A 26,663-nucleotide genomic window follows, 5' to 3' on the forward strand; every position below is an offset into this window, starting at 1 on the left:
GAGAACCAAGATGCTAGATTTCAGACATCAGACATCAGACATCAGACATCAGACATCAGATTTTCAGTTTTTTGCTTGAATAAGATGATATATTCTTACCACTGAAATTTATGCGTTGACAAGTACAGTCTGACATCTAGCGTCTGACATCTAAAAAAACAACAAAATGTACAACAAAGGATTATATCATGACTGGGTACCAAAACCCATACAGCTGCTGCTGATCGTATTGCTGCTTACGGTAGTGATGCCGCTGGGTGGAGTGTATACCGGTAATATCAGCTATGTGGCAAGTGGTACTGGTGCCATGACAGAATATTTTATGTGGGCAAATTATGCCACCACGATTGGGATGGGAGCTTGTATGCCTGTCGTTCTCAGAATGAAAATGAGATTTAAGGTCAGAGACAAAATGATATTGCTTCTCGTACTGCTGGGATTCCTTAGTTATGTGAATGCTACCAGCCAGCAGCCGATGATCTTTATTTTTACATCACTCGTTATCGGATTTTTAAAAATGATGGTGACGATTGAATTATTCCTGCCATTAATGGCGATGATCGGGCACCGGGGTATGTTTTACGGAGCATTTTACACCTTTGTTTTAGTCATGAATCAGGTGGCGGCGTATTATGCTGCAGATGTTTCCATTCGGTATAACTGGCAGCATTTTTATCTCATTGTTTCCATTTTATGCTTTATTCTTGCACTCATCCACTGGATTTTTATGCATGATAAATATTTTGCCTTAAAAGTTCCGCTGCATTATATTGACTGGCTCAGTATTCTGCTTTTTGTTTCCACTTTTATATTTGGTGCTTATGTTTTTTCTTTTGGAAAACAGCAGGACTGGTGGAATTCCAAAAATATTATGAATGCAAGTATTGCTTCTTTTGTGAGCTTTGCATTGCTGGCCATCCGGCAGATGACGTTGAAGAGACCTTATCTATCCTTTGCTATATTTAAAAGGAATAATGTTCAGCATGGATTATTTATGCTGTTTTGGCTGGGAATGTTCCTGGGAACTACTTCTATTCAAAATACATTTGCTGTGGGCGTACTGGGATATGACCAGCTGACCAATGCCAGATTGAGTGTCCTGATGATTCCGGGGATTATTTTAGCGGGAATTATTGCTATATTTTGGTTTAAAAAGGAGATTCCGCTGAAAATGTATATTTTTTCAGGATTCTCAGCAATGATGGGCTATGCAATTATCATGTACTTTTCCATGGTACTGGAGTTTAATTATGAAAACTGGTATCTGCCCATGTTCCTGAAAGGATATGGAACATGTTCCTTATTCATTTCAGTTTGGTTCTATACATTAGATAAATTGGAAATGGATGAAATGCTGGCAGCAATCGGACTTGTGCTTGTATGGCGTACTTTTTTGGCGGTCGGATTTTTCTCTACGCTGTATTCATGGTTCCAATACCGTTTTCAGATTATAGCAGTAGGAGATCTTGCAGTATATATTGACGGGATGACGGTGAATCCTCAAAATATCGCTGCCAATATGAAATCCATCCAGCTGAATGCAGTCATCGCCTCCGGTAAAAAAATATTCGGGTACATCATTCTGACTGGATTTGGAGTATTGGTATACATACTAACCCATCACTTCGGAAAAGAACGTTTCCGGTATTTAAAATTTATAAGAGTGCTTAGTGGAAAATCTGTGATTGCCAGAAGGAGACTTAGGGAAAGAAAAAGATTATTGGAAGATATAAAAGACGCAGCAGGACCTGCGATATAACGATACCTTGTTTTTCACGAGTAAAGCCCCGGACCTTTTCTAAGGCTGGGGTTTTACGTTTTTAGGCCTATTGATGTCGATTTTTTTTAATTGATTTCTAATAAATATGAAAAATTTCATAATGTCTTATTTTTATTGCTTCTAAATAAGAATTACCTTTGAAGCCATTATAAAAACTATTATTTAAAAAGAATGAAAAAGCAGTATGCAGTCATAGCTTTGCTGGCTTCGGGATTGGCATTTTCTCAAACCGCGAAAGATTCCGTAACATCTAAAGGTATTGATGATGTAGTCATTGTAGCCTCCAGAAAACCTACAAAAATCTCAGATATTCCCGGAACGGTATGGGTTGTACAGAAAGAAAAAATCCAGGAGCAGGCAAAAAGCGGAGTTCCTATTAAAGAAATGCTTTCTATTCTGATTCCAAGTATGGATATTGGCCCTCAGGGAAGAACCAATTACGGACAGAATATGAGAGGACGTTCTGCATTGGTCATGATAGACGGAGTTTCCCTGAACAGCATCCGTACCATCAGCCGCCAGCTGGATGCTATTGACCCGTTTAATATAGAAAGAATAGAAGTGCTTTCAGGGGCAAGTGCTATTTATGGGGGAAATGCCACCGGTGGAATTATTAATATCATTACCAAAACTCCTTCCAAAAAAGGAATCAGCGGTGAAACAGAACTTGGTGTACGTACTGGTTTTATGGGCAAAGACGATCACGATTTCCGCGCTGCACAGTCTATTTCAGGAAAAGGAGAGAAGCTTTTCGGAAGATTGGGAATTGCTTATCAGCAGAACGGCGGGGTATATGGAGCAGATGAAAAGCAGCTTTTAACGGATATTACGCAAACTGATCTTCAGTATAATCAAACCATTGATATTCTGGCAACAGGAGGATATCAGTTTAACAATAAACATAAAATTACAGCTTCACTTCAATACTATAATTCTAAATTTAATGGAGACAGAAGCCTTTATTTAGGCCAGAACTTAAGTGCTTTTACCACGAAAAACGCAGGACTGCTGGAAATGCGTGATGGTTTCTCTTCCAATAAAAATGTAGGAACAGAGCGATACATGGGAACAGTAGTGTATAATGCAAATGGTATTTTAGGAGGGCAGGATCTGTACGTACAGCTGGCAACACGGGGTGAAAAATTAGGATTTTATCCCTTCCCCGGAAGTGTGAAAATACCGGCTACCATTTCTTATATGTCTTCTTCCCAACAGGACACTTATTATTCAGGATTGAAGGCATTATTATCCAAATCATGGCGCGGACTTAATGTAACGTATGGAGTAGATGTAGATTTTGAAAAGTTTGAAGGGAATCAGTCCGTCTATGATATTGCCAAGACCATGTCAAGCGGCGGATTGGTCAATGAAACCAAATATAGCCTGGGAAGATATCCTACCAACAGGTCTCAAAGTTATGCAGGATATGCACAGGCAAAATATAATATTCTTCCAAAACTACAGCTGAATGCCGGGATCCGTTATCAGAATATCAATGTCAACGTAGATGATTTTGTTGCCTCCGAAAAACAGACTCAGGTAGCAATGGGATATGGAAGCTCAGCTTCAGCAATTCCGGGCGGAAAAAGTTCCTATAATATGACCCTGGCCAATGCCGGATTGTTATATAAATTTAATGAGCAGCATCAGGTCTGGGGAACATTTTCCCAGGGAGTAAGTCTGGCAGATCCATCCAAATATTACGGAATTGGAATATATACTCTAAATACCATGACGAATAACTGGGATGTAACGTCCAGTATTAATGTAAAAGAACAGCCGCTGCAGGCTATTAAAACCAATCAGTTTGAAGTAGGATACCGAATCAATACAGGAGGTTTACGAGGTCAGGTTGCCGGATTTATGAGCAACTCGGACAAGACTGTAACCGTAGATAAAAAGACGTTCCAGTTATTGGTAAATGATCTGAAATTAAGAAATATGGGAATTGAAGCTGAAATATCCTACATCCTGAACAACGGGGTTTATTTCGGAGCCAGTGGATTATTAATCAAATCTGAAGTAGATACCAATGGAGAATGGATCAAACAGGAAGTGTATAATGCGTCGCCTTCAAAATTGGTGACTTATATCGGATATACTATCCAAAACTGGTCATTCAGATTCCAGTCTCTACAGAATTTCAAACTGACGGATAATCTTAATAATGAGATTGACGGCTATAATACTTCCGACTTAATGGTAGGGTACCGGTTCAATTGGGGGAAATTTAATTTAGGAATTCAGAACCTGTTTAATACAGATTATCAGACGATCTGGAGCAAGCGTTCACAGATTCTGTATTCTACGTACGGACTTCCTGATATGTTCAATTATAAAGGAAGAGGAAGAACATTTAATCTTTCCTATACATTCGATTTTTAAAAAGTTAAACTAAGTGGCTTCGTCTTGGTTTACGTGTACATATTTATCATTCCGGCTTTGAAGCAACCAGAAAAGCCGGATATAACCTTAAAATTTCAGTTATGGCTAAAGTTCAGATAGGGCAGATCATTGCCGAAGTGACCAGAAAAGAATACATCACTGACCACTTTATCAGAGTGTACTTATACTCACCCGATGTTCAGCAGTTTAAACATACGACGATCGGGGATAACAATAAAATTGCAGTTCCGCCTCAGGGACTGAATGAAATTCATTTTCCTACACTCGATGAAAACCATCAGTGGATTCATCCTGATAAATCGATTGCTCCCACCGTAAGAACCTATACACACAGAGGAATTGATCTGGGGAAAAATCTGATCTTCATTGATTTTGTGGATCACGGAGATGGAGGTCCTGCTTCGAAGTGGGTTAGAGATGCTGAAGTAGGGTCTAAATTGGGCGTGATGATGCGTGCTGAACCTAAAGAATTATATCCGGAGGCAGATTGGTATTTTCTGGTTGGGGACGGAACAGCAATTCCTGTATTGAGTGCTATACTGGAAACTCTTCCGGCCACGGCAAAAGGCGTATGCATCATTGAAGTACATGGAAAAGAAGACGAACAGATCCTGGAAACCAAAGCCGATATCGAATTCAGATGGGTTCATAATGCGGAACCCCAGGTGAAAAGTGAACTTGCTGAGGTAGTGAAAACCATTGAGATCCCAAAAACATCCAAATTCGGATATGTAGCCTGTGAATTTTCAAGCGTTAAAGAGATCCGTTCTTACCTGAGAAAAGAAAAAGGCTGGACCTCCCAGGAACTATACGCTTATTCTTACTGGAAGGCAGGGGTTGCAGAAAACGAATCCCAGGCAGATCGCCAGAAAGAAAAGGAAATTATAGAATAAACAAAACCCGGGCAAATGACCGGGTTTTTTGTATCATTACTTTGCAGAAGGACAATTGTGTTTTATTTTTCTGAAGCTAATTCCCGCTATCCACTCATACTCCTCGCTGCCTTGCTTATTCCAATTCAGCTGTGGGGTAACCGTTTCTATCGGGGCTAGATGGTGGTCATACTATTCAATCTCATATAGAGCAGGTAGTATTAATAAAGCGAGTTTCATCATATAAAATGACAATATATCCATTACATGTAAAAACCCGTATCTTTGGGACTTTAAAAGAGAACTATGAAAGACTTAATGGGTAAGGCGATTTGGGACTATTACCACAATGAAAATCCTGAAGATCTGCAAACCGAGACTTCAATTTCTGAACTTGATGAGCTTCCGGTAGAATATCTTTTCAGGGATTTTGAAGAAATGAATGAAGTAGAGCAAAAAGCCCTGGAATCAGCAAATGGAAAAGTTCTGGATATAGGAGCAGGAGCGGGTTCGCATTCCCTGTATCTTCAAAATGAAAGAAATCTTGAAGTACTGGCATTGGACATTTCCCCTAAATCTATTGAAATCTGTAAGTTGAGAGGAATCAAAAAAGCGGTATGTGAAAATATGCTGGATTTTTCAGGAGAAACTTTTGATACTGTTTTACTGTTAATGAACGGAACCGGGATTTTTCAAAGCCTTTCAAAAATTGATACGTACCTTCAGAAATTAAACACTTTACTCAACGAAAACGGTCAGATTCTTATTGACAGTACAGATATCTTGTATATGTTTGATCGCGACTATGATGGTGGAGTTTTAATTCCAGCGGGAGGATATTACGGTGAGTTAGATTATGTTGTTCATTACAAAGGAGAATCAGAAGATCCGATCAAATGGCTGTATCTTGATTTTAATACATTACAAAATGCTGCCGAAAGCAATGGCTTCAACATTGAAAAAGTGATGCAGGATGAAGATTCTTATTTAGCAAAACTGACTAAAAAATAAAGTAAAATAGAAATAAAATGCTTTGACTCCGCTCAGCATTTTATATTTCAACACAATAAGACAACAAAAGACGCATAAAATTTATGCGTCTTTTGTTGTCTAAAATATTGAAGATTATACTTTTTCAACATTAGAAATTTATATTATAATTTAGTAAGTCTTAGTAAAAAATAACTTGAAAACAATTCCTGATAGTTGATGAAAATCAAAATCAGCATGGCAATTCCAAGAATTACTGGCAAAATGAATGACTGCGCTCTATAGACAAGTCTTTTAGGCATCATTAGAACCCAGATTATAATTAAAATTAATGGGCCTAAAATTAAAGGAAGAATTTCGGGACTATATCTTGAAGAGCTTGAAAAACCATTTTCCATTAAAAATCTGTAAGTATAATATTGAAAAGGGATGTAGATGATTCCGAACACCATAGTAAATACTGCTGAAGCATATTTTTTTAGTTTTATAAAATTTAGACTTAACAAAAAAGCACCATAAAAAGTTCCCAGAAACATACTTGAACTCAAAAGTAATGCTCTTGAATATAATCTGACGGCACCTGAATCTGTAGTAATATGGTCTTTCCAGTCTTCAATTTCTTCGTCTTTTTTTGCTATTTCAGATTCCCTTTTGTTTTGAATGATATTTTGAATACTGATTTTCTCTTCGTCTGTAAAAGTTCGTCCTCTTTCCTCAAGAACTTCAAAAGCCATCTGAACCGCTTCGGGAGTAAATCGGTTACCTTCTATTACATATTTTTCTAATTCAAAACTGGAAAGTTTCTTTAAGACATTTCTGTTAACCATGATTAATAAAAAAATGGGCATAAAAATGCCCATTTTATATAGTTTTAATTAGAATTTATCCGATTTCAATACCGTTTTTTACATCGCTGTCATCCGGCGTAACAAAAGATAATTTACCATCTTCTTTTGTTGTAAGTAATAACATTCCCTGAGATTCAATTCCGCGGATTTTTCTCGGAGCAAGGTTCAGTAGAATCATTACCTGCTTTCCGATTACTTCTTCCGGAGTGAAGCTTTCAGCAATTCCAGAAACCACTGTTCTTACGTCAACGCCTGTATCAACAGTCAGTTTTAAAAGCTTATCCGCTTTTTCTACTTTTTCAGCTTCAATGATGGTTGCTGTTCTCAGGTCGATTTTCGTAAAATCATCAAAGGTGATTTCCTCTTTCATAGGGTTTGCGTTAGGATTTGTTTTTTTATTATTTTGTTTTGTATCTTCTAATTTCTGGATTTGAGCTTCAATCACATCATCTTCGATTTTTGAGAATAGAAGAGAGGCTTCGTTAATAGTATGACCACTTTCTATTAATACCGATTGAGTTTCAACATCATTCCATTTCACAGCCGAAACATTAAACATATTTAAAAGCTTTTCAGAACTGAAAGGCATAAAAGGTTCACATAACTGAGCCAAAGCAACAGCAATCTGAGCTGCAACAAATAATGACTGAGCTGCTTTTTCCGGATGGTCCTTAATGGTTTTCCAAGGCTCTTCCACCTGAAGATACTGATTTCCAAAACGGGCAAGATTCATTAAAGCTGTTAATGAATTTCTGAATTCATAATTTTCCAGAAATCCTGAGATCTCTTTTGCAGCTTTATTGATTTCTTTTAATTCCGGACTATTGATATCTCCCTGTGGAATAACTCCGTTGTAATATTTATGCATTAAAACCGCAACACGGTTAATGAAATTACCAAAAATTCCAACCAGCTCAGAATTATTTTTCGTCTGAAAATCCTTCCAGGTAAAATTATTATCCTTAGTTTCAGGTGCTGAAGAAAGAAGAGAATATCTTAATACATCCTGCTGCCCAGGGAAATCCTGAACATACTCATGAGCCCACACGGCCCAGTTTCTTGATGTTGAAATTTTATCATTTTCAAGATTCAAAAACTCAAAGGCAGGAACATTTTTAGGCATGATATAATCTCCGTGAGCCTTCATCATCGCAGGGAAAATAATACAGTGGAATACAATATTATCCTTTCCGATAAAATGCACTAAATCACTGCTTTCGCTCTGCCAGTAGTCTTTCCAGTCTTTTCCGTTTTTCTCTGCCCATTCCTGGGTGAAAGAAATATAGCCAATAGGAGCATCAAACCATACATACAACACTTTTCCTTCTGCATTCGGAAGGGGAACAGGAACACCCCAGTTAAGATCTCTGGTCATCGCACGCGGTTTTAAACCATCCGTAAGCCATGATTTTACCTGTCCGTAAACGTTTGGTTTCCAATCATCTTTATGACCTTCAATGATCCATTCATTCAGGAAGTCTTCATATTCATTTAAAGGAAGGTACCAGTTTTTTGTTTCTTTAAGGATCGGAACATTTCCGCTCAGCATCGATTTTGGATTGATAAGCTCAGAAGGGGAAAGGGTAGAACCGCATTTCTCACACTGATCTCCGTACGCATTTTCGTTACCGCAGTTAGGACAAGTTCCTACAATATATCGGTCCGCTAAAAATTCATTAGCCTGTTCATCAAAATACTGCTCAGAAACTTCTTCCGTGAATTTCCCTTTTTCATAAAGAACTTTAAAGAAATCCTGACTGGTTTCATGATGCTTTTTAGAAGTCGTTCTCGAATATTCATCAAATGAAATTCCTAAATCAGAAAAAGATTTTTTAATGATTTCATGGTATTTATCAACGATATCCTGAGGCGTAACTCCTTCTTTTTTGGCTCTGATGGTAATAGGAATTCCATGTTCGTCGGAACCACAGATAAAAGCTACGTCTTTTCCTAATCTTCTTTGAAATCTTGCGTAGACATCCGCAGGAATATATACACCTGCCAAATGTCCTATATGAACCGGTCCGTTTGCATAAGGCAAAGCTGCCGTAATCATCTTTCTGTTTGACATTTATAGTAAAATTTTGTCTGCAAAGATAAGCATAATCTCCCGAATCCGCCTCTTCTCTGTTGCGATAATGAGCAATAAGTTTCTTTTACGACTTTAAATATGAATTGCAGTTAAACAAATGTTTAACTTATTGTTAAAACTAGGTATATGTTATGCATTGCATATTTTAATGTAATGATATGTAAAACAATGTTTTAGTGTATTGATGTCGTTTAATGTACACAAATTATGATAATTTTTCATTAAAATTATGATAATTATATTTTTTTTTTAAATTGCAACACTGGCTTCCTGCCAAAAACACTGGAAAAAAACGAACTTATTTAAAAACTATATTTTGAAAAATTCTATAATGGTATTAAAGATTGCGCCTGCTTTTTTATTGGCAAGCTCAATTATGCATGCGCAGATACAAGACTCTACCACAAAAGAGAAAAAAATTGATGAAGTTGTATTGATTGGATACGGTAAGCAGAAGAAGACGGATCTGACCGGATCGATTTCTTCTATCTCATCCAAGGATTTTAATGGGGGTGCAACATCGGCAGATCAGCTGATTGCCGGAAAAACTCCTGGGGTACAGGTTACGGGAAATGGCGGAGCGCCCGGCTCCGGATCTACGATTAGGGTTAGGGGAAGTTCTTCTTTTCAGTATAATGATCCTTTAGTAGTAATTGATGGCGTTCCGTTGGAAACGAACAGTTTAGCGGGGGCTACAAACCCATTAGCTTTAATTAACCCCAATGATATCGAAACCTTTGATATCTTAAAAGATGCTTCTGCTACTGCTATCTATGGTAACAGGGCAACTAATGGGGTTATCTTAATTACGACCAAAAAAGGGACTGCAGGAAAATTCAAGGTGAATTTTAATACTAATTTTTCTGTTTCCACTAAAATGGGTAATGCTGACGTTATGGATGCGGACCAATTTAGAGGATTTGTGAATACCTATGGAACGGCACAACAAAAATCTTTTTTAGGAAATGCAAATACCAATTGGCAGGATGCTATTTATCAGCAGGCTTGGGGTACGGATAACAATGTAGCTTTTTCAGGTGGAATTAAGGGACTGCCTTATAGATTATCTTTAGGATATAACGAACAGAATGGTATCGTAAGGACTAATGAATTTAGAAGAACCTCTGTGGGATTGAATCTTTCTCCTAAGTTTTTTGACAATCACTTGTCAATCAATGCAAATTTCAAAGGAACATTTACAGAAAACAGATTTCCTGATGGGGGGGCGATAGGTGCTGCTACTTATTTTGATCCTACACAGCCTATATATTCAGGCAATTCCAATTATGGAGGATATTATGAGTGGCTGGATTCCAGTAATACTGCAACAGGACTGAATGTTAACGGAACAAGAAACCCTCTGGGATTGTTATATAGCAAACGCGATATTTCATCTGTTTATAGAATTATTCCAAGTTTACAAGTAGATTATAAGTTACATTTTTTACCAGATTTAAGGTTGGTAGCAAATATCTCTTATGATTATGCAAAAAGTAATGGTTCAACTGCTGTATCAGGAAACTATGCACAAGGTATCGGTACTTTAGGATCTTATCGTCCGTATTCGCAAGAAGCGAAAGGGAAATTATTAGAGACTTATTTTAATTATGTAAAGAAAATAGAGGCAATCTCTACCAATATTGATATTATTGGAGGATACTCTTATCAGGATAAGCATGAGATAACTCCTATTGCTCCAACTTATTATGGGAATAATCAAAAAACTGATTATTCAACAGCCGGAGATAATCAAAGAACAATGGAATCTTACTATGCAAGAGGTATTTTCACTATAGCAAACAGGTACATCATAAACGCATCGATTAGAAGAGATGGATCGTCTACTTTTTGGAACGGGACAGATAAAAATAATTTGTGGGGTAATTTCTCAGGAGTATCAGCTGCATGGAAAATCAATGAAGAGAGTTTCCTGAAGGATAGTAAGTTTATTAATTCTTTAAAATTAAGAGCTGGCTGGGGACAGACTGGACAACAGGAGACCGGTGGTTTTTATACCGCTTTTGGTTCTTACTCATATAGTAACAGCAGTACTTCACAATATCAGTTTGGTAATAGTTTTTATACGTTGCTTAGGCCTGATATTTATAATCCTAATTTAAGATGGGAAACGACTACTGCAAAAAATATAGGGTTGGATTTTGGAATACTAAATAACAGAATTAGTGGTTCTGTTGATTTATTTGCAAAAAGAACTGATGATAATAGTCTAATTGCCAATGTTCCGACTTGGGCAGGAGGTCTGAATAATTTTGTTACAAAAAATGTAGGGGTAATTGATAATAAAGGAATTGAATTTAGTTTGAATATTGTACCCATTAAAAATGAGGATTTAACATGGGATGTTAATTTCAATTTCAGTAAAGCTAATCCTAAAATTATCAGTTTCTCTCAAAATGTTGATGCTGACTATAGATTCCAAACATCATCATCAAATATTACAGGAATTAATAATTATATAGAATGGAATTCTGTAGGGTATGCCCCAAATTCTTTCTTTGTTTATCAGCAGGTTTATAATAGTAATGGTAAACCTCTTGAAGGTGTATATGTAGATAGAAACGGAGATGGTAAGATAGATGATTCAGATAAGTATTTTTATAAATCTCCTAATCCAAGTGCTATTTTAGGATTTTCTACTAAAGTATCTTATAAAAAATGGGATTTTGGAACTACAATTAGAGCAATCTTAGGGAACTATGTTTATAATAATTCTGCTTCCAATAGCTCAATAGCAAATATTCAGGCAAATAATTTCTTGAGTAATACAAATACAAGTGTTTTAAGCACCCAGTTTGCAACAACTCAATTATTTTCTGATATGTTCGTTGAAAATGCATCATTTTTAAGAATGGATAATTTTACAATTGGCTACAATGTAGGAGAATTCATGGGTAAAGGAACCAATTTAAGAATAAATGCGATGGCGCAAAATGTATTTGTAATTACGAAATACAAAGGCATTGATCCAGAGATTTTCAATGGTGTAGATAATGGATTTTATCAAAGACCTAAAGTGTATTCAGTAGGATTTAACTTTCAATTTTAATTAAGATGAGAAATAAATATTTATACAAAAAACTAATTATAGGATCTATTGTATTAGGAACTGTAATTTCAGCAGGATCGTGTTCACGAGATCTGGAAAGAGAACCTAGCTTAGGACTTACTTCTGCGGTATTATACAAAGATTTTAATAATTATAAACCGGCTTTGGCAAAAATTTATGCTGGGCTGGCTATTGGCGGACAGGGTGATCAGAACAACGGAGATGCAAATACTGATATTGGAGGTATTGACGGTGGATTTTCTAATTATTTACGTCAAATGTTCAGTATGCAAGTGTTAACAACAGATGAAGCTGTTATTGCCTGGTCTGATTCAGGTCTTCCGGAAATGCATAAAATGGCATGGGACTCTTCCAATCCTTTTGTAACTGCTATTTATTATAGAATATTTAATGTAATTGCCGTAAGTAATGAGTTTATCAAAAATACAACAGACGAAAAACTTGCTACAAATGGTATTTCAGGAAGCAATCTTACAGAAGCAAAATATATGCGGGCAGAAGCTCGTTTTTTAAGAGCTCAGTCTTATTATCATGCATTAGATTTGTTCGGAAATGTTCCCTATATAACAGAAACTACAGATATTATCAGTAGTGCTCCACCACGAATTGCCAGAGCAGAATTATTCAAATATGTGGAAGCAGAATTATTAGCGTGTGCCAATGATCTTAAGGACGCAAGAACAAATGAGTATGGAAGAGCAGATAAAGCTGCAGCTTGGTCATTATTAGCGAGATTATATTTAAATGCACAGGTTTATACGGGTACAGGAAGATATACGGATTGCATTACTTATTGTAACAAAATAATCAGTGCAGGATACTCATTAAAACCAAACTATGGTTCATTATTTATGGCTGATAATAATGTGGCTAATCCTGAAGTTATTTTGTCTGTAAACTATGATGGTACAAGTACAAAAACGTATGGAGGTTCTACTTTTATGGTACATGCTGCCATTGGAGGATCAATGCCTGCTGATCAGTTTGGAGTCAACGGAGGATGGGGTGGTTTAAGAACTACAAAATCGCTTGTTAATTTATTTGCAGGCTCTCCAAATGATCAGAGAGGAAATTTCTATACGAACGGTCAGAATTTAGAAATAAATAATATTGCAACCTTTACAGATGGTTACGCATTTATCAAGTATAAAAATATAAAATATGCTAACGGAGCTCCCGGATCAGATGCATCTGGTAATTTTGTAGATGCAGATATTCCTTTGTACCGTCTGGCAGACATTTACTTAATGTATGGTGAAGCAGTGATGAGAGGAGGAAGTGGAGGAAATGCTGTTACGGCATTAGGATATGTAAATGCGTTAAGAACAAGAGCCGGAGGAACTTCTGTTGCATCGATTAATACAGACTTTTTCTTAGACGAAAGATCAAGAGAAATGTCTTGGGAAGCCACAAGAAGAACTGACTTAATTCGTTATGGTAAATTTACATCTGGTTCATATGTATGGCCTTGGAAAGGAGGTGTGAAAGATGGTAAAGCAGTGGAAGATTACAGAAATCTGTTCCCAATTCCTGCCAATGATATCGTTGCAAATCCTAATTTGGTACAAAACCCAGGTTATTAATAAAAAAAAACACTTTTAAAATGAAATATTTATTTAAAATATTCACACTTTTTGTAGTTGCATTTTTTGTGACTTCCTGTGATAAAGATGAGGATTTAGCTGTAGTAAATGATGGATCTAATCCTGTAATTTCTGCAAATAAAACATCAGTTGTATTATTAGATGCTCAGTCTGCAAATGAAGCTGTTGCTTTTAGTTGGATAAATTCGGATTTTGGGGTCCCTATACAGATTACAAATCAACTAGAGTTGGCACTTAAAGGAACAAATTTTGCAAGTCCGAAAGTTGTAGAGATTCCAGTTGGAACAAAGGCTTACAGTATGATTGGGAGTAATCTTAATAATATTGTTTTGTCAATGGGAGTAAGTTCTGTTGTTGCAACTGATATAGAAGTTAGAGTAAAATCTACCGCGGTAGGAAAAACTCACTATTCAAACGTTCTTCCTTTAAAAGTTACTCCATTTATTAATGGGCCAGTGTATACCTATACTGATTTATTCCTGATAGGTGATGCTACAGCAGGGGCTTGGGATAATGTAGTTGCAAATGCAAAAATATATCCACTAGTTAAAACAAACACTGCAAATGTGTATACTTATACAGGTTATTTTGCACAGGGAGGATTTAAAATAATTAAAACTCCGGGATCATGGGACACTCAATATGGAATGGGTAGTGCAGGGGTGTTAAGTACAAGCGGTGCATCAGGCAATATTACAGTTGCAGGGTCTGGCTATTACAAATTGACCATAAATACTTCTGCATTAACATATACATTTACCGCAGTTCCGGCTCCAACCACGACTTATACTTCAATTTCTATGATTGGAACAGCTTCAAGTGATTGGAATACCGATGTAGATATGCAACAGTCAACTTTTGATCCGCATGTTTGGGTGAAGAAAAATGTCATGTTAAGCTCCGGAGAATTTAAATTTAGAGCGAATCATGCCTGGACAACGGGATGGGGAGTAGCTCAGGAGTTTTTTGGAACAGCAGTTATAGGAGGAGGAAATATTCCCGTAACTACGACCTTTACTTATAATGTGTACTTTAATGATATGACGGGAGATTTTTCTGTAATACCAGTAAATTAAAACACAATAAAAAGTAAACATTTATTATTAATTTACATTGAATTTATAAAGTAAAGTGTTGCTTTTTAGCAGCACTTTCTTTATTTTTAAAGCATATAAATAGTCATTATGAAGAAATTTACAGTTGGGGCATTTTTGCTCTCAATGATGTTTGGGAGTGTACATGCGCAATCTTTACAATCGCCGGATGGAAAGTTTGAAATGAACTTTCAGCTGAAACAGGGCGTTCCTTACTACAACCTGAAATATAACGGGGTAACCGTGGTGGAAGATTCCAAATTAGGATTGAGATTATTTAAAGATACTTCTATAAAATTCGCCTCTGAAATTGCAAAACCTGAAGATGCAAAATTTGATCTGAATAACGGTTTTACAAAAACAGAAGAAAAAAGAGATTCTAAAAATGAAACCTGGCAGCCGGTACTAGGAGAGAAAAAGAATTACATCAATCATTACAACGAATTAGCATTGACGTTAAATCAGGCTTCTACAGAAAGAAGTATTGTGGTGAAGTTCAGGTTGTTCAATGATGGATTGGGATTCAGATATGAATTCCCGCAGCAGAAAAATCTTAATTATTTTGTGATCAGAGAAGAAGATTCTGAGATCGATTTTCCAACAGATATGAAGGCCTGGTGGATTGTTGCAGATTATGATTCTCAGGAATATCAGTATCAGGAAACAAAAATTTCTGAAATTCCGGCAAGATGGGATAAAGCTTTTGATGCCAATGCTTCCCAGGCTTTGGTTAAAAATGCAGTTCAGTCTCCATTGATGCTTAAAAAAGAAGGCAAAAATCCATTATATGTTAACGTTGCGGAAGCGGCTGTATTAGATTATCCCGCTTCACATTTAGAGGTAGATGCTCAGAATTTTAAATTCAAAACACACCTTACTGCTGATAGACAGGGCGCTAAAGGATATATTCAGACACCTTCTGTAACGCCTTGGAGAACGATTATCGTATCTCCGAAAGCGGAAGAAGTAATGGATTCTAAAATGATCTTTAACCTTAATGAACCTACAAAATATACCGATACCTCGTATATCCACCCTACAAAATATATGGGAGTATGGTGGGAAATGATCATTGGGAAATCTCAATGGGCTTACTCTACCGCAGAAAATGTGCATTTGGGTAAAACAGATTTTACAAAGCTGACTCCGAACGGAAAACACGCAGCCAACAATACAAAAGTTAAAGAATACATTGACTTTGCAGCAGAAAACGGTTTCAAAGGATTGCTGATCGAAGGCTGGAATACAGGATGGGAAGACTGGTTTGGACATTCAAAAGAATTTGTTTTCGATTTTATCACGCCGTACCCGGATTTTGATATCAAAATGCTGAACGAATATGCACACTCTAAAGGCATTAAGCTGATCATGCACCACGAAACCTCAGGCTCTGCCACCAACTATGAAAGATGGTCCGACAAAGCATTCCAACTGATGAACAAATATGGATATGATGCTGTAAAAACAGGATACGTAGGTGATATTATTCCTAGAGGAGAACATCATTATTCTCAATGGACGATCAACCATTTTTACAGAATTGCAGAAAAAGCCAATGAATATAAAATCATGGTTAATTCTCACGAATCTGTACGTCCTACAGGAGAAAGCAGAACCTATCCAAACTATATTTCTGCAGAAGCAGCACGTGGAACGGAATACGAAGCATTTGGAGGAAACAACGCAGACCATCAAACAATTCTTCCTTTCACAAGATGGATGGGTGGATCTATGGATTATACGCCGGGGATCTTCCAGACAAAATTAGATTACTATTTCCCTGGAGATAAACGATTTGTAAAAACTACGTTAGTAAAACAGCTTGCATTGTATGTTACCATGTATATGCCGCTTCAAATGGCAGCAGATTTACCCGAAAACTACAAAAAGCATATGGATGCTTTCCAGTTTATTAAAGATGTGGCTGCAGATTGGGATGATACCAAAATTCTATCGGCAGAGCCGGGAGATTACGTCATCACTGCCAGAAAAGCAAAAGGTACAAACAACTGGTTTGTAGGAGGGATTACTGATGAGAACAAACGCGACTATACAGTAGATTTCTCATTCCTGGACAAAGGACAGAAATATGAAGCAACCATTTATGAAGATGGAAAAGACGCCGATTATATCGATAATCCCCAAAGCTATAACATCTACAAAAAACAGATTACAGACAAATCTAAATTGAATTTCAAAATGGCAAGAAGTGGAGGTTTTGCGATTTCCATCAAGCCAGTAAAATAATGACAATAATGCAGTAATAAATACAACCTTGCAGGTAGACACAGCCTGTAAGGTTTTTTAATCAAATCCAGCATGAAAAAAATATATACGGTTTTTGCTATTTCGATAGCTTCAGTTGCTTTTTCTCAAATTCAGAAAGTAGAACCTGCCTTTTGGTGGAAAGGAATGAAAAATCCTGAACTACAGATCTTAGTATACGGAAAAGATATTGCCAAAAGTGAAATTGAACTTTCAGACGGCATCAAGATAAAGAACATCCAAAAGGTTGAAAATCCTAACTACGTTTTTCTTACGGTCAATACAAACGAGATTAACGTTCCGAAGTTTACGATCACCAGTAAAAAGGATACTAAAAATAAAAGCACCTATACTTACGAACTAAAGCAAAGGTTAGCTAATTCAGCGAACAGAGAATCTTTTAGTTCAAAAGATGTCATGTATCTTATCATGCCGGATCGTTTTTCCAATGGCGATGAGAAGAATGACTCCAATCCTCAACTCACGGAAAAAGCCAACAGAAGCCTTCCCAACGGAAGACATGGTGGAGATCTGCGGGGAATCATTAACAATTTGGACTATATCCAAAATATGGGGGCAACTGCTGTATGGCTAACTCCCGTAAACCAGGACAACGAAAAAGTATATTCTTATCACGGGTATGCACAAACTGACCTGTACAACATTGACAGCCGCTACGGGAGCAATGAGGAATACCGCGAGCTTTCCCGTAACCTGAATAAAAGAAATATGAAGCTGGTGATGGACTATGTAACCAATCATTGGGGAGTTTCACACTGGATGATACAGGACCTTCCTGAAAAAGACTGGATTCATCAGTTCAGTGAAGGAGACAAAGGATTTTTTCGTTCCAATTACAAAACCACTACCCAGTTTGATACCAACGCATCAGAGATTGATAAAAAATATGCACTGGATGGCTGGTTTGATACCACAATGCCGGACATCAACCAGAAGAATCCTTTAGTTTTAAAATATTTGATCCAGAATTCCATCTGGTGGATTGAATATGCTGAGTTAGGAGGTTTCAGGGTAGATACATATCCCTACAATGATAAAGAAGCCATGGCAAAATGGGCCAAAGCAATTACGGATGAATATCCAAAGTTCAATATCGTAGGGGAAACATGGCTGAATACCGCAGGCTACATTTCAGCATGGCAAAAAGATTCAAAAACCGGAGAGGCAGCGCATTATAACTCTAATCTGCCTTCTGTTATGGATTTTATGCTTTACGGTGATATGCCTAAAGCGTTTAAAGAAAAAGACGGATGGGATAGCGGATTAACTAAACTCTACAATGTTTTTGCAAGCGATTTCCTATATCCAGACATCAATAATGTCATGGTGTTTTTTGAAAACCACGATACCGAAAGATGGAATGAAATTTTTAATGCAGATCCCAAGGCCTACAAGATGGCTCTTACCCTAATTTCTACTGTCCGGGGAATTCCACAGATCTATTATGGCTCTGAAGTAGGAATGAGAGGGGATAAAAATAAAGGAGGTGATGCAGATATCCGCAGAGATTTTCCGGGAGGCTGGAAATCAGATCAGCAGAATGCTTTTAAGCCTTCTGATCAGACTGCCGAACAAAAAGAATATTATCAGTTTACCCAAAAGCTACTGAACTGGAGAAAAGGAAAAGAAGTGATTCACACCGGAAAAACAAAGAATTATATTCCACAGGATAATGTGTTTGTTTATTTCAGGTACAATGATAAAGGAAGTGTAATGGTGGTGATCAATAATAATGAAAAGGATACAACATTAGATCTTAAACGTTTTGCAGAATCCCTGAATACAACTTCAAAAGGAAAAGAAGTGATTTCCGGTAAGGAAATTTCTCTGCAAAACAGCTTAACGATTCCTGCAAAAACTTCGTTTATTATTGAGTTACAGAAATAATCTCAAATAAATTACTTTTTAAAACATGAAAAAAATAACGATATTATATACTCTGATGCTCTGTATATGGAGCTTTACAGGGATTTCTGCACAATCGGCAGCTGCACAATTGGGAAAAGAAAAAGCTGAGATCAATACGATGCTTGATGCTTTTAACACAGCTGCTGCGAAGGCAGATTTTACGGCTTATTTCAATTATTTTGCGGACGAATCTACCTTTATTGGAACCGATGCTACCGAAGTTTGGGATAAAGAAGCTTTTATGATCTGGGCAAAACCCCATTTTGATAAAAAAAGAACCTGGAATTTTACAGCATTAAAAAGAAATATATATTTCAGCAAAGACGGGAAACTGGCTTGGTTTGACGAATTACTGGATACTCAGATGAAAATCTGCAGAGGTTCCGGAGTCGTTGAAAAAATAAACGGAAGCTGGAAAGTAAAACAATATGTACTTTCTGTAACCGTTCCTAATGAGGTCGTGGATAAAGTAGTCGTTGAAAAGACGCCAATAGAAGATATATTAATTCAAAAACTGAAACAATAATGGCAGAGATGGTAGGGAAACAGGATAATGGTAAATTTGGAAGAGTAAAAAAGCCGAATCTTTCCATGGCTCAGATCATCAATATGAGCATGGGGTTTTTAGGTATTCAGATGGCTTTCGGTTTGCAGAACGGAAATGCGAGCAGGATTTTAGCCAATTTCGGAGCAGATGTTCACGAATTATCATGGTTTTGGCTCGTTGCCCCAGTCACAGGACTTATTGTTCAGCCGATCATCGGTCATATGGGCGACAACACCTGGAGTCCGTTGGGGAGAAGAAAACCTTACTTTTTAATTGGTGCGGTTTTGTGTGCGATTGGTTTGGTGATGCTTCCTAATGCAGCTTCTGCAACCCAGATGATGGCCGCGAATGTATTGCTTTTAGCGGTAATATTTTTAGCCATGATGGATGCTTCCATTAATGTTGCTATGGAACCTTTTCGAGCGTTGGTGGGAGATATGCTTCCAAAACATCAGGCAACTATTGGGTTTTCAGTACAGACCATATTAATCGGGATAGGAGCGGTTGTTGGTTCCTATTTGCCGGACTGGCTTACTAAATTAGGGATTTCTAATGTAGCACAGGCCGGTTTTGTGGCGGATAATGTGATTTATGCATTCTATATAGGAGCGGGTGTTTTAATACTGTCCATTCTGTATACAATAGTAACGACTAAAGAATATTCTCCACAGGAATTTGCATCATTTGAAAACGGAAAAGAGATTGTTGAAGAACACTCTAAATTCAGTGATATCTTTAAAGATTTTGCTAAAATACCTTTGCTGATGAAAAAGCTGGGAGCCGTACAGTTTTTCTCATGGTTTGCCTTATTTACCATGTGGGTATTTACGACTAGTGCCCTTGCGACCCATCATTTCGGACTTTCGCCGCAGGATACTCATTCTGTGGAATTCAATAAAGCCGGGGATCTTACCGGGAAATTATTCGGATATTATAACCTTTGGGCGATTCCGTTTGCCTTCTTACTAACCCCGATTGCTAAACTGATCGGGAAAAAACAGACGCATGCGCTGGCACTTTTTTGTGGCGGACTAGGGCTGATCTCAATGTATTTCATTAAAGATGTGGCGTACCTTAAAATTTCTATGATCGGACTGGGGTTTGCGTGGGCGAGTATTTTAGCGATGCCTTATGCAATGTTGATTGATGCTATTCCACAGAAAAAAATGGGAGTTTATATGGGAATATTTAATTTTTTCATTGTAATTCCACAAATCATAAATGGAGTTTTCGGAGGTCCGATTGTCAGCAATATTTTCGGAAACCAGGCCATGGATTATGTTGTCGTTGGAGGGGTATGTATGCTCATTGCAGCAGTGATTACGATGATCTTTATAAAATCAGGAGATGAAACTCCAAAAGAGATCGAAGAAGAAATTCAACAGGTTCATTTTTAAAATTCAATTTAAAATTATATTATCATAACATCAATAGAAGCGGACTTTAGTCCGCTTTTTTTGTTGGTAAAATAAAAATTTGAATATAACGGTTAGATTGTAAATCTAATATCTGATGTCTGAAATCTAGCATCTAAATTCCAATACCCATTTATATTATCTATTGAATTTTAATTTTTTATTAAGCTAGGCCTTATTTTAATTCTATAATTTAGAGTAATCAAATTATTAAAAATGTACGACATCATCATTATAGGAAGTGGAGCAGGAGGAGCAACAATGGCATACAGACTGGCCGATACCGGTAAAAAAATTCTGATTATTGAAAGAGGAGATTATGTTCCGGTAGAAAAAGAAAACTGGGATTCCGTTGAGGTTTTTGAAAAAAACAGGTATACCACAAATGATTTGTGGCTGGATAAACATGGAAAACCATTCCGGCCGGGAATGCATTATAATGTGGGTGGAAACACCAAATTCTACGGGGCAGCGCTATTTCGTTTAAGGGAAGAAGATTTTGGAGAAATAAAGCATTATGGCGGTGTTTCCCCGGCTTGGCCGATTCAATATAAAGATTTACAAAATTACTATCTGGAAGCTGAAAAGCTTTTTCATGTTCATGGTAAAAGAGGATCGGATCCTACAGAACCATTTGATTCGGAGCCTTATCCAAATCCACCACTACCACATGAGCCAAGAATTCAGGAAATTGTGGATGAATTAACGGATTATGGACTTCATCCTTTTGAACTGCCAATTGGTGTTAATTTTACACCTCATACAACAGCAAATGCGCCCTACATCTTAGATCGTTTTGATGGTTTCCCCGATGCAGCTGAAAGAAAAGGGGATGCCCATCTTTGTGCATTAGCCAAAGCATTAGAATATCCTAATGTTGAATTGATGGTTAATACAAAAGTTTTGAAACTCAATACAGATGCTTCCGGAACGAAAATCTCCGAAGTCGTTGTAGAACAGAATGGAGAAACTAAAATACTCAGTTCAGAGCTTGTCATCCTTTCGGCAGGAGCTATTAACTCTGCTGCGATCCTGTTGGAAAGTAAGAGCGAACAGTTTCCGAATGGGTTGGCGAATACTTCAGATCAGGTGGGGCGGAACTATATGTTTCATCAGAATACGGCACTCGTTGCACTATATATAGAACCGAATCCAACAAAATTTGGAAAAACATTCGGGATTAATGATTTCTACCATGCCAACAGAGACTATGAGTTCCCATTGGGACATATTCAGATGTTGGGGAAATCGGATGCTCATCAGATAAAGGCAGACAGTCCGGTGGCGGCACCCGGTTTTACTTTTGAGCTGATGGCAGAGCATGCGGTTGATTTCTGGCTGACTTCAGAAGATCTTCCCGATCCGGAAAACAGGGTGACTGTAGAAGACGGACAGATCAAAATAAGTTATTCCGAAAACAATCAGAAAGGCCATGAATTTCTTAAATCAGAATTAATAAAAGCACTCAAAGCATCAGGAAAATTTGAGACTTTTCTGTTTAAAGGGTTCTATTTCAGTAAAGGAATGGATGTCGCTTCACCCGCCCACCAGAACGGAACTACAAAGATGGGGCTTGATCCGGCAACCTCAGTGGTAGATACCAACTGTAAAGCCCACGACCTGCGAAACCTTTATATTGTAGACGGCGGATTTTTTGTATCCAGTGGCGCTGTAAATCCTGCACTTACCATTATTGCAATGGCTCTGAGAGTAGGAGATCATCTTAAAAATGAAGTACTGACATCATGAGTTCTAAAACGGTTACCATTGTTGTTGTCTTTATACTGGCTTTTTTAACCGGAGTTAATTTCGTTGTATTTCCCGCACTGGGAACGGCTTTTACAGATCAGTCTTTATTTGGGCTGTCTTCATCACAATTTGGGAATCTATTCATTCCACAGGTAATCTGTATCATTATTTCATGTTTGGGAGCGCCATTTTTAGTTAATAAACTGGGACCTAAAATTGTTTTAGGTTCTGGTCTTATACTGATGATCGTCTCTACCGGAATATTATGGCTGTTACAGTATAATATGAATTCCCACCTGCTGTTTCCTATACTTATGATTCTGGTAGCATGCATGGGACTGGGTTTTGGTCTTTCTATCACGACTTTGAATCCTTTAGCAGCAAGTTTATTTGAAGAAGGGAAATCTTCCGCCATTTTACTTCTGCAGTTTTTGGTAGGATTGGGAACTTCTACCTCACCACTGATGATGAACCTTATCGGGGATGTTAAAAACTGGATGTATGTTCCCGGAAGTATTTTCATTGTGGTAAGTATAGCATGCTTAGCCTTCTTATTTTTAAAACTGGAAAAAGGAGCATTTTTTGAACTTCCGGGGCACCTCAGAATTCCCCGTAAATTATGGATCTTTTTTGCTGTTATAGTGCTGTATGGCTGTATTGAAGGAACTTTTGGAAGCTTTGGAGGCATTATCCTTAAAAATAAAGGACTGGATAATAATAAAGCCAGCCTTGGACTTTCATTATTTTGGGGCGGTATTGCCCTGAACCGATTGCTTTTTGGATTATTTGCTAAAAAAAATGATCTGTCCGGAATTTTTCTTTTCTCTCCTTTGCTGGTTGGAGTATTGCTTTTCATTCTTTTGATAGATCCTAACATCAATATCCTGTTGGTACTGATGTTTTTCATTGGCTTTTTTATGGGCAGCATATTTCCGGGATCCATTGGCTGGGGAACGGTGGAATTTCCCACACTTTCCGTATTGGTTTCCGGATTTCTTATGGCAGCCAATCAAATCGGTACAGGTGTTGTAACGAATGTGCTGGGTAATTTTTCCAATTATACCTCTGAAATCCTGGTTTTTTTAATTTTTTGCACAATTATTATCTGTGATATCCTTTTCTACCTGAAGAAAAATTCTAAGATAAAAGAAGCCTTTTGATTGGATGAGAGGCAAGATGCTAGATTTCAGACATCAGACCATCAGCTTAACGCACAGGCTAAAAACTAAACACCAAACACCAACAACCCAACTTCTTATCCTACGTCAACATTTCCCATCCCTACAACCCGTACATTTGTATTATAAATAATGACAATATGAAAACAGTTTATCATAAAGCAGATACGAGAGGCCATGCCGATCATGGCTGGTTAAACAGTTACCATACCTTCAGTTTTGCAAACTATCAGAACAATGACAGGACAAACTTTGGGGTATTACGGGTTTTGAATGACGATACCGTTTCTCAGGGAATGGGTTTCGGAACACATCCGCACAAAAACATGGAAATTATCTCCATTCCTTTAGAAGGAGATTTAGAGCATAAAGACTCAATGGGAACCACTGCGGTGATCAAAAAAGGTGAAATCCAGGTGATGAGCGCTGGTACCGGAGTGATGCACAGCGAATACAATAAAAACAAAGATGAAGCTGTGAAATTTCTGCAGATATGGGTTTTCCCTAGAGAAGCAGATGTAGAGCCCAGATACGATCAGAAAAATATTAAAGAAGGAGAAAAGATCAATGGATTCCAGCAAATTTTATCACCTGATAAAAATGATGATGGGGTATGGATTCATCAGGATGCATGGTTCAATCTGGCGAATTTTACAAAAGGGAACGGTAAAAATTATACCCTCAATAAAAAAGGAAACGGAGTGTATGCATTTGTACTAAAAGGAAGTGCTAAAGTAGGAGACAGGCTTCTGAATGAAAGAGACGGATTAGGAATCTGGGATACCCAAAGTTTTAATATAGAAGCAGAGGAAGATACCGAAATTCTTTTGATGGAAGTTCCTATGGAATTGCCTTCTTACCTTAAATAAACTAAATTTGTAACGATTAAAATATAGATACATAATAATGAAAGTTTTAGCAATAGCAGGAAGCAACTCGGCAGCTTCAATGAACAAGCAGTTAGTGGCGTATGCATCCACTCAATTTGAAAATGCAGAAGTAGAAGTAATCGATCTTGATGCTTTTGAAATGCCTATTTACAAACATGAAAGAGAATTAACAGGCGGTGTTCCTCAGGAAGCAAAGAATTTTGCAGCCAAAATTGATGGTGCAGACCTACTTTTGGTTTCCTTACCGGAACATAACGGTACGTACTCTACGGCTTTTAAAAATGTTTTTGACTGGGTATCCAGAATTAAAGACAGAACGGTATGGAATGAAGTTCCTATGTTATTGATGTCTGCAGCGCCGGGAGCAAGAGGTGGAGCAGGTGTTTTAGAAGCAGCAACGAAGCGTTTTCCTTTTCATGGAGGAAATATCATAGAAACGTTCTCACTTCCTTTCTTTAATGATAACTTTGATAAAGCAGCTCAGAAGATTTCTAACGAAGAGAAAGACAGTGAATTAAAGGATAAAATAAAAAAGATTGCAGCCGTTGAAACAATCCTTGAAAAATAGAATTTGAATATTAATTTAAAATTACTATTTTTGCAAAAAGAAAAGAGATGAAAATTCAGTCCACCTTCAAAGAATGTTTTTCAAAAAAAGGAGAAACTGTGGACTCTGAAATTCTGAGATAAAATAACGGCCGATAATCTACCCAGATTGTCGGCTTTTTTATTTTACAAAATTGATATAAAAAGTAAATATAAAAGAGACATCAGAAGTTAGATCTGGACCCAATCGTCTGAAATCTGAAATCTGGCTTCTAAAAATCTAAATACAATGAGCAACACATACAAATCTGCAGGAGTAGACAAAGAAGAAGGGTACAAAACCGTTGACAAGATCAAAAAAGCGGTAAGCGAAACCCACAATTCCAATGTATTGAACAATTTGGGAAGTTTCGGTGCTTTCTACGAGATTGGTGGATACAAAAATCCTGTTTTGGTTTCCGGAACGGATGGTGTAGGAACAAAGTTGAAAGTAGCGTTAGATTCCAAACAATACGGTTCTATCGGGATAGACTGCTTTGCGATGTGTGCTAATGATATTCTTTGCCACGGAGCCAAGCCTTTATTCTTTTTAGATTATTTAGCTTGTGGAAAGTTGGATTCTGAAATTGCAGCCGAAATCGTACTAGGTATGGTAGAAGCTTGTAAAGACAATAACTGTGCATTAATTGGTGGTGAAACTGCTGAAATGCCAGGAATGTACAAGCCTGGAGATTATGATGTTGCCGGATTCTGCGTAGGAATTGTAGAAAAAGATCAGATCATTGATGGTTCAAAAATTAAACCAGGTAACAAGATTATTGCGTTGCCAAGTTCAGGATTCCACTCAAACGGATTTTCTTTGGTCAGAAAAATCTTCCCTGATTTTGAAGAAGAATTTGAAGGAAAACCATTATATGAAACCTTATTGGTTCCTACAAGATTATATTATAAAGACATTCACAGACTGTTGGAAGAAATAGCAGTTTGCGGTATTGCTCACATTACAGGAGGTGGTTTATACGAGAATATTCCAAGAATTATTCCTCAAGGTTTGTGTGCTTCTATTGATGCTTCCAAAATCCAGATTCCAAGTGTAATGCTTGAATTGGAAAAAAGAGGAAATATTGCCCGTGAAGAAATGTATGGAACGTTCAATATGGGAGTAGGAATGATCGTGGTAGTAGACCCTGCTCATGCAGAAAAAGTATTACACCTTTTAGATGATGCTTACGAAATTGGTGAAATCACGGAAGGAACTGAAAAAATAGATTTAAAATTTTAGGAGCCTAATCCCGCTTTCTGCTATATCTTTTTTATTACGGCCTCCGCTTCGCTCCGGCCGCAACAAAAAAGGATGCCGCTGCAATCGG

At 37.3% G+C, this 26,663-nt stretch carries 18 protein-coding genes; 16 read left to right on the forward strand and 2 right to left on the reverse strand.

What is annotated here, in order from left to right:
- Positions 1-166: 166 nt before the first annotated feature.
- From SB679_RS08420 to SB679_RS08435, 4 genes are all read left to right on the forward strand, one after another.
- A complete protein-coding gene (locus SB679_RS08420) occupies positions 167-1,759 on the forward strand; it encodes an MFS transporter (RefSeq protein WP_410701808.1) in 1,593 nt (530 codons plus the stop codon).
- Between the two features lie 192 nt (positions 1,760-1,951).
- Complete coding sequence (locus tag SB679_RS08425) at positions 1,952-4,165, forward strand: TonB-dependent receptor (RefSeq protein WP_410701809.1); 2,214 nt, start codon at positions 1,952-1,954, stop codon at positions 4,163-4,165.
- 101 nt (positions 4,166-4,266) lie between these two features.
- Positions 4,267-5,079: a siderophore-interacting protein gene (locus SB679_RS08430; RefSeq protein WP_410701810.1), complete on the forward strand. Its 813-nt coding sequence runs from the start codon at positions 4,267-4,269 to the stop codon at positions 5,077-5,079.
- Positions 5,080-5,364: 285 nt separating this feature from the next.
- A complete protein-coding gene (locus SB679_RS08435; RefSeq protein ID WP_410701811.1) occupies positions 5,365-6,069 on the forward strand; it encodes a class I SAM-dependent methyltransferase in 705 nt (234 codons plus the stop codon).
- Positions 6,070-6,212: 143 nt separating this feature from the next.
- Here SB679_RS08435 and SB679_RS08440 read toward each other — a convergent pair whose 3' ends face one another.
- Positions 6,213-6,896 (reverse strand): hypothetical protein, encoded by a 684-nt coding sequence (locus SB679_RS08440; protein WP_410701812.1) that lies wholly within the window; start codon positions 6,894-6,896, stop codon positions 6,213-6,215.
- Between the two features lie 34 nt (positions 6,897-6,930).
- On the reverse strand, positions 6,931-8,967 hold the full coding sequence (metG, locus tag SB679_RS08445) for a methionine--tRNA ligase (RefSeq protein ID WP_410701813.1): 2,037 nt from the start codon (positions 8,965-8,967) through the stop codon (positions 6,931-6,933).
- A gap of 337 nt (positions 8,968-9,304) precedes the next feature.
- Here metG and SB679_RS08450 point away from each other — a divergent pair, with 337 nt between their 5' ends.
- From SB679_RS08450 to purM, 12 genes are all read left to right on the forward strand, one after another.
- A complete protein-coding gene (locus SB679_RS08450) occupies positions 9,305-12,055 on the forward strand; it encodes a SusC/RagA family TonB-linked outer membrane protein (protein ID WP_410701814.1) in 2,751 nt (916 codons plus the stop codon).
- A gap of 5 nt (positions 12,056-12,060) precedes the next feature.
- Positions 12,061-13,659: a RagB/SusD family nutrient uptake outer membrane protein gene (locus tag SB679_RS08455; RefSeq protein WP_410701815.1), complete on the forward strand. Its 1,599-nt coding sequence runs from the start codon at positions 12,061-12,063 to the stop codon at positions 13,657-13,659.
- 20 nt (positions 13,660-13,679) lie between these two features.
- Entirely contained in the window at positions 13,680-14,756 is a 1,077-nt protein-coding gene (locus tag SB679_RS08460) for a SusE domain-containing protein (RefSeq protein ID WP_410701816.1), read from the forward strand.
- 108 nt (positions 14,757-14,864) lie between these two features.
- Entirely contained in the window at positions 14,865-17,021 is a 2,157-nt protein-coding gene (locus SB679_RS08465) for a glycoside hydrolase family 97 protein (protein ID WP_410701817.1), read from the forward strand.
- 72 nt (positions 17,022-17,093) lie between these two features.
- On the forward strand, positions 17,094-18,947 hold the full coding sequence (locus SB679_RS08470) for a glycoside hydrolase family 13 protein (RefSeq protein ID WP_410701818.1): 1,854 nt from the start codon (positions 17,094-17,096) through the stop codon (positions 18,945-18,947).
- Between the two features lie 25 nt (positions 18,948-18,972).
- Positions 18,973-19,494: a nuclear transport factor 2 family protein gene (locus tag SB679_RS08475; protein ID WP_410701819.1), complete on the forward strand. Its 522-nt coding sequence runs from the start codon at positions 18,973-18,975 to the stop codon at positions 19,492-19,494.
- A complete protein-coding gene (locus tag SB679_RS08480) occupies positions 19,494-20,912 on the forward strand; it encodes an MFS transporter (RefSeq protein WP_410701820.1) in 1,419 nt (472 codons plus the stop codon). Before SB679_RS08475 ends, SB679_RS08480 begins: the two co-directional genes overlap by 1 nt.
- A gap of 234 nt (positions 20,913-21,146) precedes the next feature.
- The gene (locus SB679_RS08485; RefSeq protein ID WP_410701821.1) at positions 21,147-22,679 is read left to right on the forward strand and encodes a GMC oxidoreductase; all 1,533 of its coding nucleotides are present in this window, start codon (positions 21,147-21,149) and stop codon (positions 22,677-22,679) included.
- On the forward strand, positions 22,676-23,839 hold the full coding sequence (locus tag SB679_RS08490; RefSeq protein WP_410701822.1) for an MFS transporter: 1,164 nt from the start codon (positions 22,676-22,678) through the stop codon (positions 23,837-23,839). The genes SB679_RS08485 and SB679_RS08490 overlap by 4 nt, the downstream gene beginning before the upstream one ends.
- A 158-nt stretch (positions 23,840-23,997) precedes the next feature.
- Positions 23,998-24,726 carry a pirin family protein gene (locus SB679_RS08495; RefSeq protein ID WP_410701823.1) on the forward strand — a complete coding sequence of 243 codons (729 nt, stop codon included), beginning with the start codon at positions 23,998-24,000 and terminating at the stop codon, positions 24,724-24,726.
- Positions 24,727-24,763: 37 nt separating this feature from the next.
- Entirely contained in the window at positions 24,764-25,315 is a 552-nt protein-coding gene (locus tag SB679_RS08500; protein WP_410701824.1) for an NADPH-dependent FMN reductase, read from the forward strand.
- A 267-nt stretch (positions 25,316-25,582) separates the two neighbouring features.
- Positions 25,583-26,575 carry a phosphoribosylformylglycinamidine cyclo-ligase gene (gene purM / locus SB679_RS08505; protein WP_410701825.1) on the forward strand — a complete coding sequence of 331 codons (993 nt, stop codon included), beginning with the start codon at positions 25,583-25,585 and terminating at the stop codon, positions 26,573-26,575.
- Positions 26,576-26,663: the final 88 nt, after the last annotated feature.

Origin of the sequence: Chryseobacterium sp. SIMBA_029 (assembly GCF_046535275.1) — a bacterium.
GTDB lineage: Bacteria > Bacteroidota > Bacteroidia > Flavobacteriales > Weeksellaceae > Chryseobacterium.

What these genes read in the sequence shown, in the direction of transcription:
- SB679_RS08480 (WP_410701820.1), top strand. Translation starts at nt 19,494, where the DNA reads ATGGCAGAGATGGTAGGGAAACAGGATAATGGTAAATTTGGAAGAGTA.
- SB679_RS08430 (WP_410701810.1), top strand. Translation starts at nt 4,267, where the DNA reads ATGGCTAAAGTTCAGATAGGGCAGATCATTGCCGAAGTGACCAGAAAA.
- SB679_RS08425 (WP_410701809.1), top strand. Translation starts at nt 1,952, where the DNA reads ATGAAAAAGCAGTATGCAGTCATAGCTTTGCTGGCTTCGGGATTGGCA.
- SB679_RS08495 (WP_410701823.1), top strand. Translation starts at nt 23,998, where the DNA reads ATGAAAACAGTTTATCATAAAGCAGATACGAGAGGCCATGCCGATCAT.
- SB679_RS08460 (WP_410701816.1), top strand. Translation starts at nt 13,680, where the DNA reads ATGAAATATTTATTTAAAATATTCACACTTTTTGTAGTTGCATTTTTT.
- SB679_RS08470 (WP_410701818.1), top strand. Translation starts at nt 17,094, where the DNA reads ATGAAAAAAATATATACGGTTTTTGCTATTTCGATAGCTTCAGTTGCT.
- SB679_RS08435 (WP_410701811.1), top strand. Translation starts at nt 5,365, where the DNA reads ATGAAAGACTTAATGGGTAAGGCGATTTGGGACTATTACCACAATGAA.
- SB679_RS08455 (WP_410701815.1), top strand. Translation starts at nt 12,061, where the DNA reads ATGAGAAATAAATATTTATACAAAAAACTAATTATAGGATCTATTGTA.
- SB679_RS08440 (WP_410701812.1), bottom strand. Translation starts at nt 6,896, where the DNA reads ATGCCCATTTTTTTATTAATCATGGTTAACAGAAATGTCTTAAAGAAA.
- SB679_RS08485 (WP_410701821.1), top strand. Translation starts at nt 21,147, where the DNA reads ATGTACGACATCATCATTATAGGAAGTGGAGCAGGAGGAGCAACAATG.
- SB679_RS08500 (WP_410701824.1), top strand. Translation starts at nt 24,764, where the DNA reads ATGAAAGTTTTAGCAATAGCAGGAAGCAACTCGGCAGCTTCAATGAAC.
- metG (WP_410701813.1), bottom strand. Translation starts at nt 8,967, where the DNA reads ATGTCAAACAGAAAGATGATTACGGCAGCTTTGCCTTATGCAAACGGA.
- SB679_RS08490 (WP_410701822.1), top strand. Translation starts at nt 22,676, where the DNA reads ATGAGTTCTAAAACGGTTACCATTGTTGTTGTCTTTATACTGGCTTTT.
- purM (WP_410701825.1), top strand. Translation starts at nt 25,583, where the DNA reads ATGAGCAACACATACAAATCTGCAGGAGTAGACAAAGAAGAAGGGTAC.
- SB679_RS08465 (WP_410701817.1), top strand. Translation starts at nt 14,865, where the DNA reads ATGAAGAAATTTACAGTTGGGGCATTTTTGCTCTCAATGATGTTTGGG.
- SB679_RS08420 (WP_410701808.1), top strand. Translation starts at nt 167, where the DNA reads ATGTACAACAAAGGATTATATCATGACTGGGTACCAAAACCCATACAG.
- SB679_RS08475 (WP_410701819.1), top strand. Translation starts at nt 18,973, where the DNA reads ATGAAAAAAATAACGATATTATATACTCTGATGCTCTGTATATGGAGC.